The sequence below is a fragment of the Amycolatopsis methanolica 239 genome, from assembly GCF_000739085.1.
In the GTDB taxonomy this organism is placed as follows: domain Bacteria; phylum Actinomycetota; class Actinomycetes; order Mycobacteriales; family Pseudonocardiaceae; genus Amycolatopsis_E; species Amycolatopsis_E methanolica.
Window position 1 is genome coordinate 713026 of record NZ_CP009110.1, and the last position, 17239, is coordinate 730264.

Below are 17239 nucleotides of genomic sequence, written 5' to 3' on the forward strand. Positions count from 1 at the left end.
GTGCCCGCGACGATGAAGGTCGCCGTGCTGTACGGGATCCGCGACATCCGCGTCGAGGAGCGTCCCGTGCCGGAGCCTGCGCCGGACGAGGTGCTGATCCGGGTCGCCTCCGTCGGCACCTGCGGTTCCGACGTGCACTACTACGAGCACGGCCGCATCGGGGACTTCGTCGTCGAGCAGCCGCTGGTCCTCGGCCACGAGCCCAGCGGCGTGGTCGTCGCCAGGGGCAAGGACGCGCAACGGCACGAGATCGGCGCGCGGGTGGCGCTCGAACCCGGCGTGCCGTGCTCGGTGTGCGCCGAGTGCAAGGCGGGCCGCTACAACCTGTGCCCGCGCATGCGGTTCTTCGGCACGCCGCCGATCGACGGTGCGTTCTGCGAGTACGTGGTGCTGCGCGAGGACTTCGCGCACCCGGTGCCGGACGAGCTCAGCGACGACGCGGCCGGACTGCTCGAACCGCTGTCGGTGGGCGTGTGGGCGAGCCGCAAGTCCCGCGTGGCGCCGGGCAGCCGCGTGCTGATCACCGGAGCCGGCCCGATCGGGCTGGTCGCGACGCAGACCGCGCGGGCGTTCGGCGCGAGCGAGGTCGTGGTCACCGACGTCAACCCGCGCCGCCTGCAAGTGGCGGAGGAGCTGGGCGCGACCGCGACGATCGACGTGTCGCGGGAGAGCCTGGCCGACGCCGGGTTCGAGCCGGACGTGCTGCTCGAATGCTCGGGCGTGCCCGCCGCGGCCGGGCAGGCGATCCGCACGGTCGCCCGCGCCGGCCGCGTCGTGCTGATCGGCATGGGCGGCGACGAGATCCCGCTGCCGCTGGCGCACGTGCAGAACTTCGAGCTGAAGGTCACCGGTACGTTCCGGTACGCGAACACGTGGCCGACGGCGATCGCGCTGGCCGCGGGCGGTGAGGTCGACCTGGACCGCCTGGTCACCCACCGGTTCGGGCTGGACGAGGTCGAGCAGGCCCTCACCATCGCCGGGAAGGACGACTCGGTCATCAAGGCGGTGGTGCGTGCCTAGACCGTCCGACGCCGAAGTCGAGCAGCGCCGCCAGGAGGTCCTGCGGCACGTGATCGACTGCGGTGAGGTGCGCATCGACCAGCTGACCGAGCAGTTCGGGGTCAGCCTGATGACGATGCACCGCGACCTCGACGACCTCGCCGAGCGGCGGCTGCTGCGCAAGCTGCGCGGCAAAGTGGCGGCGTACCCCGCGCTGACCATGGAGACGGCGAAGCGCTTCCGGGAGAACCTCAACCTGCCGGTGAAGGAAGCGTTGTCGGCGCTGGCGTTCGAGCAAGTGGCGGCGGGGCAGACGGTGTTCGTCGACGACTCGACGACGTTGTTCCCGCTGGTCCGCCGGTTCCCGGAGCTGGGGCGGCTGGTGGTGATCACCAACTCGCTGGAGGAGGCCCGTATCCTCGGCGAGGCGGATGGCGTCGAGGTGCTGCTGCTCGGCGGCCGCTACACGGAGTTCGACTCGTGCAGCGGCCCGGACACCGTCGTCGCCCTTGGCCGGATGCGCGCCGACGTTGGGTTCGTCTCCGCGACCGCGGTCGCAGGCGGGCGGCTGTACCACCCGGTGCGCGACTACGCCGACCTCAAGACGGCCGCGCTGGCCGCGTCGAACCGGAACGTGCTGGTGGTCGACCATTCGAAGTTCGGCCGCACGGCGACCTACGACTACGGTGACGTCGGCGCCTACGACGTCGTGATCACCGACGACATGACGCCTGCCGACGAGATCGCCGCGATGCGCGCGCTCGGTGTGGAAGTGCTGGTGGCCGAAGTTCCGGAGGGATCATGACGGACAAGCTCGTGGCCGGGGTCGACTCGTCCACCCAGTCGACCAAGATCGTCGTCTGCGACGCGGAGACCGGCGCGGTCGTGCGCACCGGCCGTGCCGCGCACCCGGACGCGACCGAGGTGGACCCGCGCGAGTGGTGGCGGGCGTTCACCGAGGCCAGCGACGGGTTGCTGGACGGTGTCCAGGCGCTCGGCGTCGGTGGTCAGCAGCACGGCATGGTGACGCTCGACGAGGACGGCGAGGTCGTGCGGCCGGCGTTGCTGTGGAACGACACGCGCTCCGGGCAGGCGGCTGAGGACCTGGTGCGGGAGCTGGGCGGCCCGGCGGCGTGGACCGAGGCGGTCGGCTCGGTGCCGGTCGCCAGCTTCACCGTGACGAAGCTGCGGTGGCTCGCGGAGAACGAGCCGGAGCTGGCCGACCGGGTGGCCCGCGTGGTGCTGCCGCACGACTGGCTGACCTGGCGCCTGACCGGCGGCGAGGCGGTGACCGACCGCGGCGACGCGTCCGGCACGGGTTACTTCTCTCCGGCGGAGGGCGTGTACCGGCGGGACATCCTCAAGCACGCGTTCGGCGGGCGGGACCCGGAACTGCCGCGGGTGCTGGGCCCGGCGCAGGTGGCCGGGCGGACGCCGGACGGGGTGCTGGTGTCGGCGGGCACGGGCGACAACATGGCCGCGGCGCTGGCGCTCGGTCTCGGCGAGGGCGACGTCGTGGTGTCCCTGGGCACGAGCGGCACGGTGTTCGGCGTGTGCGAGACGGCGTCCGCCGACGCCACCGGGCTGGTCGCCGGTTTCGCCGACGCGACCGGCCGGTTCCTGCCGCTGGCCTGCACGCTCAACGCGGCGCGCGTCCTGACCGCGACGGCCGCGATGCTGGGCACCGACCTGGCCGGGCTCGACCGGCTGGCGCTGGCGGCCCAGCCGGGCGCCGAGGGGCTGACGCTGCTGCCGTACCTGGACGGCGAGCGCACCCCGAACCTGCCCACCGCGGCCGGTTCGCTGCACGGCCTGCGCCGGGGCAACATGACGCCGGAAAACCTGGCGCGCGCCGCGGTCGAAGGGATGCTGTGCGGCCTGTCGGCGGGCCTCGACGCGGTGGCGGCGCAAGGCCTGGCCGCCCGGCGGGTGCTCCTGATCGGCGGGGCGGCCCAGTCCGAGGCGGTGCGGGCCATCGCGCCCATCGTGTTCGGGGTGCCGGTGGTGGTGCCGGAGCCGGCGGAGCACGTCGCGCTGGGGGCCGCGCGCCAGGCGGCCTGGGCGCTGGCGGGAGGTGCCGAGCCGCCGGTGTGGGAGGCCAAGGCGCAGGTGACGCTGGAGCAGCCGCAGTCGCCCGAGGTCGGGGACGAGATCCGCGGCAGGCACCTGGCGGTGCGACAGCTGGTGCACGATGTGCCGGTGCTGGGGGCGTGAGGTAGGGGAGGGACCGACGAGCTCGCCCGGCGCAGGACGCGCAGGCATCCGGGACGCGAGGGCCGACCGCGCCCCGCTTGGGGTACCGGGTGCCCGACAGCGGGCCGGCAGCGCGAGTGAGCTGCCCCACGCTCGCAGGCATTGCCAGCACCCAACCGCCACCGGCAACGCGAGCCCCCGACCACACCCCAGGCCTCCCCCGCCCCCGATCCGCAGCCGATGTTTGGTCGCCGACCACGGGTGTCAACGTACTCGTTCCCGCCTTGACACCCCTGCTCGGCGACCAATACACACTCGACGTAAGGGGGCGGGGGAGGCCGGCACCCGGCCCGGCCCGCGACGCCGTGAGGCGTCCTTCCCGCCCGCAGGGCGCCCGGCGGCCCGGACGTGGGAAAATGGGCCCCGATGAGCCCCGATCTCCCCCGCGCCGAGGTTGTCGTCGACCTGGCTGCCCTGCGGCACAACGTCGCCCTGCTCGCGAGCCGGGCGGCGGTTTCCGGTGCCGCCACGATGGCGGTCGTGAAGGCCGACGGCTACGGCCACGGCGCGGTCCCCGTCGCGCGCGCCGCGCTGCAGGCGGGCGCGACCTGGCTAGGCGCCTGCTCGCTCGGCGAGGCGCTCGCGCTGCGCGAGGCGGGCCTCACCGCGCCCATCCTGGCCTGGCTCGACCTGCCGGCCACCGACTTCGCGCCCGGCGTCGCCGCGGACGTCGACCTCGCGGCCAGCTCCCGGGCGGAACTCGCGCGCATCGCCGACGCCGCCCGTCGTACCGGCAAGCGCGCCCGGGTCCACCTGAAGATCGACACCGGGCTGTCCCGCAACGGCTGCCCCGCCGCGGACTGGCCCGCCCTGGTGAAGGAGGCCGCCGGGGAGCCGGAGGTCGAGGTGGTCGCGATCTGGTCGCACCTCGCGTGCGCTGACGAGCCGGGCCACCCGTCGATCGACCAGCAGGCCGAGCGCTTCGCCGCGGCGTACGAGATCGCCCGCGAGGCCGGCCTGAAACCGTTGCGGCACCTGGCGAACTCGGCCGCCACCCTGAACCGGCCGGACCTGCACTTCGACCTCGTCCGCCCGGGCATCGCGATCTACGGCCTCAACCCCAACCCGGAGCCCGGGGACCTGCGCCCGGTGATGACGTTCCGCTCGTCGGTCGTGCTCACCAAACGGATCCGCGCCGGCGAGTCCGTCTCTTATGGACACACGTGGACCGCGCAGCGGGACACCACGCTCGCCCTCGTGCCCACCGGGTACGCGGACGGGGTGCCGCGCACGCTGTCCGGCCGGATGGACGTGTGGCTGCACGGCAAGCGCCGTCCGGTCGCCGGTCGCGTGTGCATGGACCAGCTGGTCGTGGACTGCGGTGACGACGAGCCGCCGCTGGGCACGGAGGTGGTCCTGTTCGGCGACGGTGCGCGGGGCGAGCCGACCGCGCGCGAATGGGCCGACAAGATCGGCACCATCGACTACGAGATCGTCACCGGCATGTACCGGCCCCGGATCCGGCGGCGGTACCTGGGGGAGGACGTCTGATGGTGTCCCGCCGGATGCTCACCGTGCTCGGCGGTGCCGCCGCGCTGGTCACCGGCACCGCGGCGGCCACCATCGCGGTGACCGCGCCGCAGCAGCGCCAGCGGGACCACCTCACCGGTGAACGGCTCGGCACCCTCGACCCGGACCGCACCTCCACGGTCGCCGCGGACGACGGCACCCCGTTGTCGGTGTCCGAGATCGACCCGGCCGACGGCGGCAAACCCGAGCTGACCGTGGTGGGTGTGCACGGGTTCGCGTTGTCGCAGCTGAGCTGGCACTTCCAGCGCCGCGACCTGGCCTTGCTCACGTTGCCGCGCGTGCGGCAGGTCTACTACGACCACCGCGGGCACGGCGCGTCCGGCCCGGCGAACGAGAAGACCAGCACCATCGAACAGCTGGCCCGTGACCTCGACGCGGTGCTGCGCGCCGTCGCGCCGGAAGGGCCGATCGCGCTCATGGGGCACTCGATGGGCGGCATGGTGGTCATGGAGCTGGCCCAGCAGAACCCGGAGTTGTTCGCCGAGCGGATCTGCGGGGTCGCGTTCATCGCGACCGCGGCCGGCGAAGTGGGCCGCAAGGGGCTGCCGCGCGGGCTGCTGTCCAAGTACAACCCGCTGACCCGCGGGGTCGGCGAGCTCGCCGGGTGGCAGCCGGGGCTGGTCGAGTTCGTGCGGGCCGCGGGCGGGCAGCTGACCCGGCAGGCCGTGCGGCTGCTCGCGTTCGGCTCCCGCGACGTCGACCCGCGCGTGGTCGACTTCATGCTCGAAATGCTGGCTGTGACGTCGGTCAAGGAGCTGGTCGGGTTCGTCGACACGCTCGGCAGCCACAACCGGTACGCCGCGCTCGCGGGTCTGAAGCACGCGCACGTGCTGGTGATCGGCGCCGACACCGACCGGTTCACGCCGTACTCGCACGCGGAGCGGATCGCGGCGGAGCTGCCCGACGCCGAGCTGGTGCGGGTGCGCGGCGCCGGGCACATGGTGCAGCTCGAACAGCCCGAGGTGGTCGACAGCCACCTCATCGACCTGGTACAGCGGTGCGCGGGTGTGACGGACGAGTCCCGTCCGCGGCGGATGTGGCGGTGGTTGAACCAATGAGCATCGAGTTAGCGACGGCGGACGACACGGTGGCGTTCGGCGAGTCGCTTGGCCGTGCGCTGCGGGCGGGCGACGTCGTCCTGCTCGCCGGTCCGCTCGGCGCGGGCAAGACCGTGCTGACGCGCGGGATCGCGGCCGGGCTGGGGGTGTCCGGGCGGGTCAGCTCGCCGACGTTCGTGCTCGCGCGGGTGCACCCGGCGGGGGAGCGGGGCGTCGCGCTGGTGCACGTCGACGCCTACCGCCTCGGCGGTGACCTCGCGCAGCTGGACGACCTGGACCTGGACACCGACCTCGAATCGGCCGCCGTGGTCGTGGAGTGGGGCGAGGGTTCCGCGGAGCGGCTGTCGTCCGACCATCTGGTGGTCCGGCTCGACCGGCGGCCCGACGACGTGCGGGAACTGACCCTGGAGCCGCACGGTTCGTGGGTCGAGCGCGTGCCCGAGCTGGTGGGCTGATGGGGCGCGCGGTCGTCGTCGAGGCGCCGGGCAAGCTGAGCGTCGTGCGGACCGAGCCGGAGGACCCCGGCCATGGCGAGGTCGTCGTGCGCGTCGAGTGGGCCGGGATCTGCGGGTCGGACCGCGAGGTGCTGGCCGGGACGCGGGCCGAGGGATTCGTGAGGTAACCGGTGGTGCCCGGGCACGAATGGTCGGGCACGGTCGTCGAGCTGGGGCCGGGCACGGACCCGGAGCTGCTCGGCAAACCCGTGGTGGGCGAGGGGTTCCGCAACTGTGGCCGGTGCGCCCCGTGCCGGCGCGGCGACACGACCCTGTGCACCGCCGAGTACGACGAGACGGGCTTCACCCAGCCCGGCGGGTGGGCCGACGAGCTGCGAATTCCGGCGCGGCTGCTGCACGTGCAGCCCGACGGCGCCGACCTGCGTGCCGCGGCGCTGCTGGAACCGGCGGCGTGCATGGCGGCGGCGACGCTGCTCGCGGCGGTCGTGCCGGGGGAACGGGTGGCGGTGATCGGCGGCGGCACGCTCGGCCTGCTGGCGACGCAGCTGCTGGCGGCGAGCGGCCCGGCGGAACTGGTCGTGGTGGACCCGCGGGCATCCCGTGCGGTGCCCGCGTCCCGATTCCGCGGCGCGACCGGCTTCTACAGCCCGGGCGCGGCGCGGGCGGGTTCGACGTGGTGGTGGAGGCGGCGGGCGCGCCGGGCACGGGGGCGCAGGCGGTGCGGATGTGCCGCCGCGGCGGCCGGGTGGTGCTGACGGGCCTGGCGGGCCACGAGACGGAGCCGATCGCGCCCGCGGACCTGGTGACGGCCGCGGTGACGGTGCACACGGTGTTCGGCGCGCCGTCCCGCGCGTGGACGCACGCCGTGCGGGCCTGCGCGACCGGTGTGCTGGACCCCGCGCCGCTGATCACGCACGAGTTCCCGCTGGAGGAAGCCGAACGCGCCCTGCGGCTGCTGGAAGACCCCGCCGTCGAAACCGGCAAGGTCCTCCTGCAACTCTGACGCCGCCTAGCACCTCCCACCCAACGCCAGCCCCCGCTCGCGAGCCCCGCGCCGACAGCCGCGAGTTCCGCGTTCGCGGGTCTGAGTTCTGCGGTCGGGTGCGCCCCTGCCGTCAGGCCCCGCAACCAGCCCGGCCTCAGCGTCCCACGATCCCCCGCACCACGCCGAGCTCCACCAGGTCCTGCGGCCGCAACCGCAGCTGGTTCGCCGTCGCCGGGACCTCTTCGGGCGGGCGCTTCAGGATCGACGCCGCCGCTTCCGGGGACGTCACCGAGAAGTAGCTGTCCGGCGTCACCCACGTCCGCTCGGGGTGGGCGAACGCCAGCGCGCCCCCGGAGCCGCCCTCGCCGATCACCAGCGTCGTCACCGGCACCGACGCCCCGGCCACCGCCGCGAAGACCTCCGCGATCGCCGCGCCCGCGCCCGCCCGCTCGGCCGCCGGGTCGTTGGCCGCGCCCGGGGTGTCCACCAGCGTGAGCACCGGGATCCCCAACCGGTCGGCCAGCCGGATCAGCCGCGCCGCCGTGCGGAAACCCGATGGCAGCGTCGCGGTCCCGCACTGGGCGGCGTAGGCGACCGTCACGCCACCGCGCATCCCGAACCCGCACCGCACCCCGGGATCCACCCCGCCGCACCGGTCGCCGCTGATGTCCTCCCGCCAGTCGAAATAGGCGTCCAAATAGGACTCGGCCCGCGGACGTGATGGAGCACGCGCCGCCTGCACCGCGGCCCAGCCGTCCGCCGGCAGCTCACCGCATCCCAAAGCCGACGGTGGCTCCGCGGGCTGTCCGTCCGCCCCCGTCAGCAATGACAACCACCGGCCCAGCCGCTCGCCCAGCTCCGCCGCCGGAACGATCTGGTCCACGTGCCCGGACGCCAGCTGCGACTCCGCCGTGTACGCCGACGCGTCACCGGATGGCCGCACCCGCGACCCGGCGAACCCGACCTGCGCCCCGGGCAGGGCAAGCGCCACGTCCGAACCGGCGCCGAGCGTGGCCCAGCCGCCGCCGGTCGTCGGGTCCCGCACGACCGCGACCTGCGCCAACCCGGCGGCCCGCGTCAGCGCCGCCTGCCGCGCGATCCGCTGCAGCTGGGTCAGCGCGGCCATGCCCTCCTGCATCCGGCTGCCGCCGGTCGCGATCATCGACACGACCGGCGTTCGCAGCTCCCGCGCCCGCTCGAACGCCGCCTCGATCCGGTCGCCGGTGCGCCGCCCGAGCGACCCGCCGAGGAATCCGAACTCCCACGCGATCACGGTCGCCTCGGTGCCGCCGAACTTGCCGACACCACACACCACCGACTCCGACTCGCCGGTCCGGGAAGCGGCCCTGGCGCGCGCGGAGTCGTAGCCCGGCCAGCCGATCGGACCGTCTACACCGGACTCCGCACTGGGTGGCGCGGGCAGCTCGGTGAACCCGGAGCACACCGAGCCGATCACCGCGCGGGCGCTCTCACGCATGCAGCGCCCGCTTCATGACCTTGCCCATGTCGTTGCGTGGCAACGCATCCAGGAACCGCACCACCCGCGGCCGCTTGTGCGGCGACAACAACCGCGCCACGTGGTCAACCAGCTCCTGCTCCGCGGGCGGCTCCCCGGCGGGCACGATCCACGCCACGATCCGCTCGCCGAGGTCCGGGTCCGGCTCGCCGGTCACCGCGGCCTCGGCCACGCCCGGGTGCTCCAGCAACGCGTTCTCGATCTCGCCTGCGCCGATCTTGTAGCCGCCGCTCTTGATCAGGTCGGTGGCCTTGCGCCCGACGATCCGGTAGTAGCCGTCGGCGTCGCGGGTCGCCATGTCGCCGGTGCGGAACCAGCCGGCGTCGAACACCTCAGCGGTCGCGTCCGGCCGGTTGAGGTACTCGGTGAACAGGTTCGGCCCGCGCACCTGGATCTCGCCGACCGTCTCGCCGTCGCTGGTCTCGATGACCGCGCCCGACTCGTCGACCAGGCGCACCTCGACCCCGCGCAGCGGCACCCCGACCGTGCCGGGTTTGCGCTCGCCGTCGGCGCGGACGCTGGTGTTCATCAGCGTCTCGCTCATGCCGTAGCGCTCCACGACCCGCTGTCCGGTTGCCGCGCGGATGCGCTCGTGGTCGTGCACCGGCAGCGCGGCCGACCCGGACACCAGCAGCCGCGCGCCGCTCAGGGCCTTCGCGAGCTCGGGGTTTCCGCCCACCTCTTCCGCGATGCGGTGGTACATCGTGGGCACGCCGAACATCATCGTCGCCTCGGTCGACAGCTCCCGCGCGATCACGTCGGTGGCGAACTTCCCGGCGTGGTGCACGGTGCCGCCGCGGCGCAGCGGGCCGAGAATCCCGAGGATCAGGCCGTGCACGTGGAACAGCGGCAGCGCGTGCACGAGCACGTCGTCCGCGGTCCACTGCCAGGCGTCCTCCAGCGCGTCCAACGTGCTGGAGATGGCGCGCCGCGGCAGCACGACGCCCTTCGGCGGGCCGGTGGTGCCCGAGGTGTAGACGATCAGCGCGGGCGCCTCGTCGCCCGGCTCCTCGGGCAGGTCACCGGGGCTGCCGATCAGCGCGACCTGCTGGCGCGGCAGGTTCGCCAGCCGCTCCGGCAGCTTCGCGCCCGGCGCGCTGAGGACGAGCGACGGCGCGCTGTCGTTCACGATGTGGTCGAGTTCGCGTTCGCCGATCTTCGGGTTGACCGGGACGGCCGGGACACCCGCGAGCAGCGCCGCGACCACGGCGACGCTCGTGTGGATGGTCGGCGTCGCCCACACCGCCACCCGCGTGGGCGACTGGGCGCGGATCTCCCTGGCGAGTGAACCGGCGATCGCCGCCAGTTCCGCGTAGTCGAGCGAGACCTCGCCGAAGCGGAGGGCCTCCTTCTCGGGCGGCTCGGCCAGGGCCGGGAACAACCGTTCGGGCACGTGAACTCCTCACAGATCAGCCTAGTCCGGGCACGATGAACACGAGCCAGACGACGGCGGGTACTACGGCGACCATGATGCCGCCGTAGACGAGCAACTGCCGGAAGAAGGCATCCCGGTCCACCTCGCGGGCGTTGGCCAGGACCAGCGCGCCGTTGGTGGAGAACGGGCTGACGTCGACGACCGTCGCCGACACCGCGAGCGCGCAGATCATGCCGACCGGGCCGACCGTGCCGAGCGCGAGGAACGGCACCGCGAGCGGGATGAGCGCGCCCATGATCCCGACCGACGACGCGAACGCCGACACGATCGCACCGATGTAGCACAGCAGCAGCGCGGCGAGCAGTGGCGCGCCGATGCCGCCGACGCCCTCGCCCGCCCACTCGATCGTCCCCATCTCCTGCAGGACGCCGACGTAGGTAAGCACGCCGCAGATCAGCAGCACGGTGGGCCAGGTGACCTCGCCGACGGCCTTCCGGCTGGTCGCGGGCCAGATCACGCTGAGCACCACGGCCAGCGTCATCGCGGTCAGGCCCACGTCGAGGTCGAACACCAGTGTGGCGACGACCAGCACGGCCAGGCTCGCGAGCGTGGCGATCCGGGGCGCGTTGAGCTGGATCCGGCCGGGTGCGGCGCCGCCGGCCGATCCGGTGCCGTCAGGCGGGCCGCCGGTGCCCGCGGCGACCAGCTCGCGCTCCCGCTCGGTGGTGGGGACGATCTGCCGTTTGCGGAGCACCACGAACACGATCGCCGCGATCACCAGGTTGACCACGAAGCTGGCCAGGAAGAGCGTGATCTCGCTGCCGCCGAGGTGCTCGCGCGCGACGATGCCGTTGACGATCGTGCCGTACACGCTGATCGGTGAGAAGCCGCCGGCCTGCGCGCCGTGCACCACCATCGCGCCCATCAGCAGCGGGTGGATGCCGTACTGGGCGGCGAACCCGAGCGCGACCGGCGCGACGATGGCGACCGCGGCCGGGCTGACGGCGCCGATCGCGGTGAGCACCGCGGTGATCGCGAAGGTGACCCAGGGGATCAGCGCGACGCGGCCGCGCACCAGCCGGACGGCGGCGTCGACCAGCCAGTCCGTGGTGCCGTTGGCGCGGGCGATGGCGAACAGGAACGTGACGCCGACGAGCACGACGAACAGGTCGCCGGGGAAGCCGGCGAAGATCTCGTCGGCATCCAGGTTCGCGGCCAGCGTGCCGACGCCGAACGCGGCCGCGAAGGACAGCACCCCCATGTTGATCGAGCGGGTCGTCGCTATCACGAAGACAACCGCGAGGACGAGGATCGAGATCAGCTCAGCGGACATCGTTAGAACTCCCGCCGTTGGGATTCAAGTGGCTGAGTGGCTGAACCACTTTGCGGCTCAGTCACTCAGCCTGTCAAGGGCTAGGCTTCGGAACGTGTCTGATGCGCTGAGCCCGATGGCCCGCCCGCGGCTGTACGAGCAGGTCCTGGAGCGGTTGCGGGCCTACGCGGCCGACGCCGGGCTGCGTGCGGGCGACCGGTTGCCCGCGGAGCGGGACCTGGCGCAGCGGCTCGGGGTGAGCCGGGCGTCGGTGAAGCAGGCGATCGTCGTGCTGGAGGTGCAGGGCCTGGTCGAGACCCGGCACGGCGGCGGCACGTACCTGGTGCGGGACGCGCTGGACGCCGAGCCGGTCGAGCGGCTGGTGGAACGCCGCCGGCGGCTGCCGGACGTGCTCGACGCGCGCGAGGCGCTGGAGACGAAGCTGGCCGAGCTGGCGGCGATGCGCCGGACCGACGAAGACCTGGCCGCGCTGGAGTCGGCGCTGGAGTTCATGGCGTCGGAGATCAGGGACGGGGGAGCCGGAGTCGAGGGCGACCGCCGGTTCCACGCGGCGGTCACCGGCGCCGCGCACAGCGCCCTGCTGGCCGAGTTCATGGACGCGATCGCCGACCAGATCACCGAGAGCCGCAACGAGTCGCTCCGCCAGCCGGGCCGCCCGCCGCGGTCGCTGGACCAGCACATCCGCATCGCCGACGCCATCCGCGACCGCAACCCGAAAACCGCCGCCGAAGCGATGCGGGACCACCTCCGCACGGTCGCCGAGGTGCGCCTGCTGAGCTGGGACCCGGAGGACTGACCCGGGAGGTGCCCCGCCGTCTGGCAACGCAAGCCCCGGACCGCGCGGTCCGGCCGCACAGGGCGCCCGACCGGCACCCGGTCACAGAAGGCGGCGCCACCATTCCCGGGAAAGCGTGCCGTGGTCCAGCAAGCCCGGTACCCGCAGGTCGGCGCGCGCGCCGTACCCTGGAGAGCTGTGCTGGTACTGGCTCTGGACACGTCGACGCCCGCGGTGACCGCCGGGGTCGCCGAACTCGCCGCGAGCGCCACCGTGCTCGCCGAGCGGGTGACGCTCGACGCGCGTGCGCACGGTGAACTCATCACCCCGCACGCCCTCGACGCGGCACGCGAAGCGGGTGTCGCGCTCAAGGACCTGGCGGCGATCGTCGTCGGCGCCGGGCCGGGGCCGTTCACCGGTCTGCGCGCCGGTCTCGCCACCGCCGCCGCGCTCGGGCACGCGCTCGGCATCCCGGCCCACCCGGTCTGCAGCCTCGACGCGATCGCCAGGCTGGCCGGCCTCGGCGAGCCGTTTCACGTCGTCACCGACGCCCGTCGCCGCGAGGTGTACTGGGCGGCCTACGACGCGGACGGCGTGCGCACCGACGGCCCGCACGTGCAGCCGCCCGCCGAGCTGTCGATCACCCTCGCCGCCGGGGACGGCGCCCGCCTCTACGCCGAGCAGCTCGCCGCCCGGGTCGTCGAGCCGTACTACCCGAGCACCGCGGGTCTGCTGGCGGCCGCCCGCGAGGCGCTGACGTCGGGAGCCGAGCCCGCCCCGCTGACGCCGCTCTACCTGCGCCGCCCGGACGCCGTCGAGCCCGCCGCGCGGAAGCGGGTGACCACCGCGTGAAGCTCGCCAAGCTGCGCCGCAAGGACGTCGACCGGTGCGCCGAGATCGAGAAGGTACTCTTCGCCGGGGACGACCCGTGGAGCGCCCGCGCGTTCCTCAGTGAGCTGGATTCCGGCGCCTACTACCTCGGCGCGTACACCCCCGAGGACGTCCTGATCGGCTACGCCGGCCTTGCGGTCGTAGGCGGCCGGGGCGAGTACGAGGCCAGCGTCCACACCATCGGCGTCGACCCGGCGTATCAGGGCCAGGGCATCGGCACGGCGCTGCTGCGCGCCTTGCTCGCCCGCGCCGACGAGGTGCGGGCGCCGGTGTTCCTGGAGGTCCGCACCGACAACGACCGCGCGCAGGAGCTGTACCGGCGGCACGGTTTCGAGCAGATCGGTCTGCGCAAGCGTTACTACCACCCGTCCGGCGCCGACGCGTACACGATGATGCGCCCGGCCGTGAGCAAGCAGGAGGTGGGCTGATGTCCCGCGTCATCCTTGGCATCGAAAGCTCCTGCGACGAGACCGGCGTCGGCCTGGTGCGCCTGCACGACGACGGCGCCGTCGAGCTCCTCGCCGACGAGGTCGCGTCGAGCGTCGAGCAGCACGCGCGGTTCGGCGGCGTGGTGCCGGAGGTCGCCAGCCGGGCCCACCTGGAGGCCATGCGGCCGACGGCGGAGCGCGCGTTCGCCACGGCCGGGCTCGCGCTGTCCGATGTGGACGCCATCGCGGTGACCGCGGGCCCGGGGCTCGCGGGTGCGCTGCTGGTGGGCGTCTCGGCGGCGAAGGCGTATGCGGCGGCGCTGGACGTTCCGCTCTACGGCGTCAACCACCTGGCCGGGCACATCGCGGTGGACACCCTGCAGCACGGCCCGTTGCCGAAGCCGTGCCTGGCGATGCTGGTGTCCGGCGGGCACACGCAGCTGCTGCGGGTGGATGACATCGCCGGTGAGATCACCGAGATCGGGTCCACTGTGGACGACGCCGCCGGTGAGGCCTACGACAAGGTGGCCCGCGTGCTGGGCCTGCCGTACCCGGGCGGCCCGCCGATCGACAAGGCCGCGCGCGAGGGCAACCCCACGGCGATCGACTTCCCGCGCGGAATGACCGGCCCGCGGGACGCGAAGTTCGACTTCTCGTTCTCCGGCTTGAAGACCGCGGTGGCGCGGTGGGTGGAGACCGCCGAGCGCCGCGGCGAAGAGATCCCGGTGAACGACGTGGCGGCGTCCTTCCAGGAGGCGGTTGCCGACGTGCTGACCGCGAAGGCCGTGCGCGCGGCGAAGGAGATGGGCATCGGAACGCTGGTGATCTCCGGCGGGGTCGCGGCGAACTCGCGGCTGTCATGCCTGGCGCGTGAGCGCTGCGAGGCCGCGGGGATCGAACTGCGCGTCCCGAGGCCCCGCCTGTGCACCGACAACGGCGCGATGATCGCCGCGCTGGGCGCGCACGTGGTGGCGGCGGAGAAGAAGCCGTCGGCGCTGGACCTCTCGGCGAACCCCGCGCTGCCGGTGGAGGTCGTGTCGCTCTGAGGGACTGCTGGGCGCTCGAGCGTGGCCCCTGACGGTCAGCGCCGCGCACGCGCCCAGCGCCGCCCAGCCGGCGTCCCCACAGTTCCTCCCAGCCTCACCGCAGGTCAGGGGCGCGTGCGCGAAACCACCACGTCGTCGAGATTGACGAAGCCCACCCGGTGCCCGAACTGCACCTGCACGTACTTCGTCGTCCCGCGCACCACCACGTGCTGCGCCGGGTCGAACGTCGTCGCCGAGTAGTACTCCGCCGTCAGCGTCGGGCCGGCCGCGTACTTCTGGCCCGCGGGCAGGGTGTACTGCAGCGGCACGACCTCCTGCGGCGTGATCCCCGCCGGGTACGCCTCCGCCTCCGGGTACGCCCGCCCGTACACCGGCACCGACGACAGCCCCGGCCGCGGCGTCACCACCTGCCCCAGCACCGGCACCACCCCGGACGACCGCAGCCACCCCTTCTGCCCGAGGAACCACACCGCCGTCCAGTCACCGCGGACCTCCGCCACGGCGTACCGCTGCCCGGTCGAGACCCGGCTGCCCACGTCCGAGATCGCCACCGTGGACGGCCCGCCGTCGGGGTGGAGGCCGATGTCCGCCAGCAACGGCGCGTCGTCGCGGGGTTCGGTGCGCAGGAACAGCGCGGACGAGCCGCGCGCCGGGCACGCGGCGCCCGGGGCCGACGTGTCGCAGCCCGTGTAGCCCGTCGGGTTCGTGGCGAAGTCCGGTTTGACCATCACCATGCCCGTCGGCTGCCGCACCGGCCGTGCGTTAAGCGGCGCTCCGAGCAGGTCGAAGTAGTGCGCCCAGTCCCAGTACGGCGCCGGGTCCCAGTGCATGCCGGCGACCTTGTCCGCGGTCGTGCCGGGCACGTTGTCGTGACCGATGACGTGCTCGCGGTCCAGCGGGATCCGGTACTTCCCGGCCAGGTACTTCACCAGCTTCGCCGAGGTCCGGTACATCGCCTCGGTGTACCAGGTGCCCTGCGCCGCGAACCCCTCGTGCTCGACGCCGATCGACTTCGCGTTGAAGTACCAGTTCCCGGCGTGCCAGCCGACGTCCTTGGTCAGCACGTGCTGTGCGACGTGCCCGTCCGTCGAGCGGAGCGTGTAGTGCCACGCCAGGTACGTCGGATCCTGCACGAGCCCGATCGCCGCGTCGTAGGTGCACTCGGTGTCGTGGATGACGATGTGCGTGATCTGCTGCGAGTTGGGCCGCTCGGCCTTGTCGTAGTTGCCGTAGCTGCCGCCGCCGAGGTCCTGGTAGGGCGCCGGGATCCACTCGACGGGCAGCCCGGGCGGGGCCTCCGCCGCGCCCTCCGCGACCGTGGACAGCCCGAGCGCGCGGACCTGTTCGCGCCGCGGCGAAACCGGCGTCGCGGGCAGTGCGACGGCCTGCCCGTCGTCGGTGGTCCGGCTCGCGCCCGCGGCGATAGTCGCGAACACCTCGTCGGCGAAGAACGTCGCGGTCCCGGTGTCCGACGCGCCGGAGTAGCGGGCGACCGCGCCGTACCAGTCGGCGGGCACGTCGGCGCGTGCGCCGAGTTCCCGTTGGTAGTGGGCCAGGACCGCCGCGCCGCCGCGGATGTTCTGCACGGGGTCCGTGCGGAGCGTCGCGGCGTCCACGCCGGTCAGCCCCGCGGCGAGGTCCACGGTCTGCAGCGCGTCCGACTTGTGCGGCCGCAGCTCGCCGCGCGCCGTGTCGCCACGTGGGTCCTCGCCCTTGTCGTGGTGGCTGCCCCCGGCGGCGACCGCGCGCAGGTCGGTCAGGTGCATCGGGCCGAAACCGGCGCCGGTGCTCGGCGCGCCGCCGTGTGAGTCCCAGCGGGACTTCAGGTACGACACGCCGAGCAGCACGGGTTCCGGGACCCCGAACTCCGCCGCCGCGGCGGCGAACGCACGCTGACGGGCCGAAGTCGTGGCGGCCGAAGCGCCGGGCGCGGCGACGACGGCCACGCCGGCGGTGCCGGCGGCGATCGCGCGCAGAGCGTCGCGGCGGGTGATCGGCATACTGCCCTCCCAGGCTGGTGTAGTCAGGAAATTACACAGTGCCAAGGGGGTTGGGAACTACCCGGTGCCGGTCAGCGCACCGGTTCCGGCGCGGGGCGGTTGTCGAAGGCCTCCCGCGCCGCGAGGATCTCGCCGACGTGCTCCTCGGCCCACTCGCCCAGCACGTTGAACATGTCGCCGACCTGCGTGCCGAGTGCGGTGAGCGAGTACTCGACGCGCGGCGGCACGGTCGGGTAGACGGCCCGGTCGACCAGGCCGTCGCGCTCGAGCGCGCGCAAGGTCTGGGTGAGCGACTTCTGGGTGATGCCCTCCAGCTGGCGGCGCAACTCGTTGAAGCGCACGGGGCCGTCGCTGCGGCGCAGGAAGCTCAGCACCAGCAGCGTCCACTTGTTGGCCAGTGCGTCGAGCACCGTGCGGGCGGGGCAGGCGCGGAGGTAGGACTGGACGGTATCCACAAGGTACCTGGATATCAGGAAGGCGCCTTCTTCACAATCGATACCGCGAGGCACGAGGATTTTCGGCGTGAAAGCTGTCGATGTGCGTGCCCTTGGCGGCCCCGAGGTCCTGGAAGTCGTCGACGCGCCGCGGCCGGTGC

Annotated in this window: 18 protein-coding genes; 13 read left to right on the top strand and 5 right to left on the bottom strand. The window is 73.5% G+C overall.

Annotated features, from left to right (window positions below; translation table 11 throughout):
• The 9 genes from AMETH_RS03545 to AMETH_RS39605 all read left to right on the top strand — a co-directional run bounded on the left by AMETH_RS03545 (position 1) and on the right by AMETH_RS39605 (position 7298).
• Entirely contained in the window at positions 1 to 1020 is a 1020-nt protein-coding gene (locus AMETH_RS03545) for an NAD(P)-dependent alcohol dehydrogenase (RefSeq protein ID WP_017986662.1), read from the top strand.
• On the top strand, positions 1013 to 1804 hold the full coding sequence (locus AMETH_RS03550) for a DeoR/GlpR family DNA-binding transcription regulator (RefSeq protein WP_017986663.1): 792 nt from the start codon (positions 1013 to 1015) through the stop codon (positions 1802 to 1804). The genes AMETH_RS03545 and AMETH_RS03550 overlap by 8 nt, the downstream gene beginning before the upstream one ends.
• Positions 1801 to 3213, top strand: a complete 1413-nt coding sequence (gene xylB, locus AMETH_RS03555; RefSeq protein WP_017986664.1) for a xylulokinase — start codon at positions 1801 to 1803, stop codon at positions 3211 to 3213. Before AMETH_RS03550 ends, xylB begins: the two co-directional genes overlap by 4 nt.
• Positions 3214 to 3618: 405 nt before the next feature.
• A complete protein-coding gene (gene alr, locus AMETH_RS03560; protein WP_017986665.1) occupies positions 3619 to 4743 on the top strand; it encodes an alanine racemase in 1125 nt (374 codons plus the stop codon).
• Positions 4743 to 5840, top strand: coding sequence for an alpha/beta fold hydrolase (locus tag AMETH_RS03565; RefSeq protein WP_017986666.1), 1098 nt, complete (start codon positions 4743 to 4745; stop codon positions 5838 to 5840). Before alr ends, AMETH_RS03565 begins: the two co-directional genes overlap by 1 nt.
• Complete coding sequence (gene tsaE / locus AMETH_RS03570) at positions 5837 to 6295, top strand: tRNA (adenosine(37)-N6)-threonylcarbamoyltransferase complex ATPase subunit type 1 TsaE (protein ID WP_017986667.1); 459 nt, start codon at positions 5837 to 5839, stop codon at positions 6293 to 6295. Before AMETH_RS03565 ends, tsaE begins: the two co-directional genes overlap by 4 nt.
• Positions 6295 to 6462, top strand: coding sequence for an alcohol dehydrogenase catalytic domain-containing protein (locus AMETH_RS39595; RefSeq protein ID WP_017986668.1), 168 nt, complete (start codon positions 6295 to 6297; stop codon positions 6460 to 6462). Before tsaE ends, AMETH_RS39595 begins: the two co-directional genes overlap by 1 nt.
• Before the next feature lie 6 nt (positions 6463 to 6468).
• Complete coding sequence (locus tag AMETH_RS39600; RefSeq protein ID WP_223843049.1) at positions 6469 to 7050, top strand: alcohol dehydrogenase catalytic domain-containing protein; 582 nt, start codon at positions 6469 to 6471, stop codon at positions 7048 to 7050.
• The gene (locus AMETH_RS39605; RefSeq protein ID WP_267283470.1) at positions 7014 to 7298 is read left to right on the top strand and encodes a hypothetical protein; all 285 of its coding nucleotides are present in this window, start codon (positions 7014 to 7016) and stop codon (positions 7296 to 7298) included. Before AMETH_RS39600 ends, AMETH_RS39605 begins: the two co-directional genes overlap by 37 nt.
• A gap of 136 nt (positions 7299 to 7434) precedes the next feature.
• Here AMETH_RS39605 and AMETH_RS03580 read toward each other — a convergent pair whose 3' ends face one another.
• From AMETH_RS03580 to AMETH_RS03590, 3 genes are read right to left on the bottom strand one after another with little or no spacing between them, the layout of a single operon-like run.
• Complete coding sequence (locus AMETH_RS03580) at positions 7435 to 8757, bottom strand: carboxyl transferase domain-containing protein (RefSeq protein ID WP_017986669.1); 1323 nt, start codon at positions 8755 to 8757, stop codon at positions 7435 to 7437.
• Positions 8750 to 10189, bottom strand: a complete 1440-nt coding sequence (locus tag AMETH_RS03585) for an acyl-CoA synthetase (protein WP_017986670.1) — start codon at positions 10187 to 10189, stop codon at positions 8750 to 8752. The genes AMETH_RS03580 and AMETH_RS03585 overlap by 8 nt, the downstream gene beginning before the upstream one ends.
• Before the next feature lie 16 nt (positions 10190 to 10205).
• Positions 10206 to 11504 (bottom strand): SLC13 family permease, encoded by a 1299-nt coding sequence (locus AMETH_RS03590; protein WP_017986671.1) that lies wholly within the window; start codon positions 11502 to 11504, stop codon positions 10206 to 10208.
• 94 nt (positions 11505 to 11598) lie between these two features.
• Here AMETH_RS03590 and AMETH_RS03595 point away from each other — a divergent pair, with 94 nt between their 5' ends.
• The 4 genes from AMETH_RS03595 to tsaD all read left to right on the top strand — a co-directional run bounded on the left by AMETH_RS03595 (position 11599) and on the right by tsaD (position 14644).
• Positions 11599 to 12300 carry a FadR/GntR family transcriptional regulator gene (locus tag AMETH_RS03595; RefSeq protein WP_026153772.1) on the top strand — a complete coding sequence of 234 codons (702 nt, stop codon included), beginning with the start codon at positions 11599 to 11601 and terminating at the stop codon, positions 12298 to 12300.
• Between the two features lie 177 nt (positions 12301 to 12477).
• Entirely contained in the window at positions 12478 to 13131 is a 654-nt protein-coding gene (gene tsaB, locus AMETH_RS03600) for a tRNA (adenosine(37)-N6)-threonylcarbamoyltransferase complex dimerization subunit type 1 TsaB (protein ID WP_017986673.1), read from the top strand.
• Positions 13128 to 13598 carry a ribosomal protein S18-alanine N-acetyltransferase gene (gene rimI, locus AMETH_RS03605; RefSeq protein ID WP_017986674.1) on the top strand — a complete coding sequence of 157 codons (471 nt, stop codon included), beginning with the start codon at positions 13128 to 13130 and terminating at the stop codon, positions 13596 to 13598. The genes tsaB and rimI overlap by 4 nt, the downstream gene beginning before the upstream one ends.
• On the top strand, positions 13598 to 14644 hold the full coding sequence (tsaD, locus tag AMETH_RS03610; protein WP_017986675.1) for a tRNA (adenosine(37)-N6)-threonylcarbamoyltransferase complex transferase subunit TsaD: 1047 nt from the start codon (positions 13598 to 13600) through the stop codon (positions 14642 to 14644). The genes rimI and tsaD overlap by 1 nt, the downstream gene beginning before the upstream one ends.
• 104 nt (positions 14645 to 14748) lie before the next feature.
• On the opposite strand, the gene AMETH_RS03615 is transcribed toward tsaD, so the two are convergent.
• Both AMETH_RS03615 and AMETH_RS03620 read right to left on the bottom strand, forming a co-directional pair.
• Positions 14749 to 16644, bottom strand: coding sequence for an N-acetylmuramoyl-L-alanine amidase (locus tag AMETH_RS03615; protein ID WP_017986676.1), 1896 nt, complete (start codon positions 16642 to 16644; stop codon positions 14749 to 14751).
• A gap of 71 nt (positions 16645 to 16715) precedes the next feature.
• On the bottom strand, positions 16716 to 17099 hold the full coding sequence (locus AMETH_RS03620; RefSeq protein ID WP_017986677.1) for a winged helix-turn-helix transcriptional regulator: 384 nt from the start codon (positions 17097 to 17099) through the stop codon (positions 16716 to 16718).
• Between the last annotated feature and the right edge of the window lie 140 nt (positions 17100 to 17239).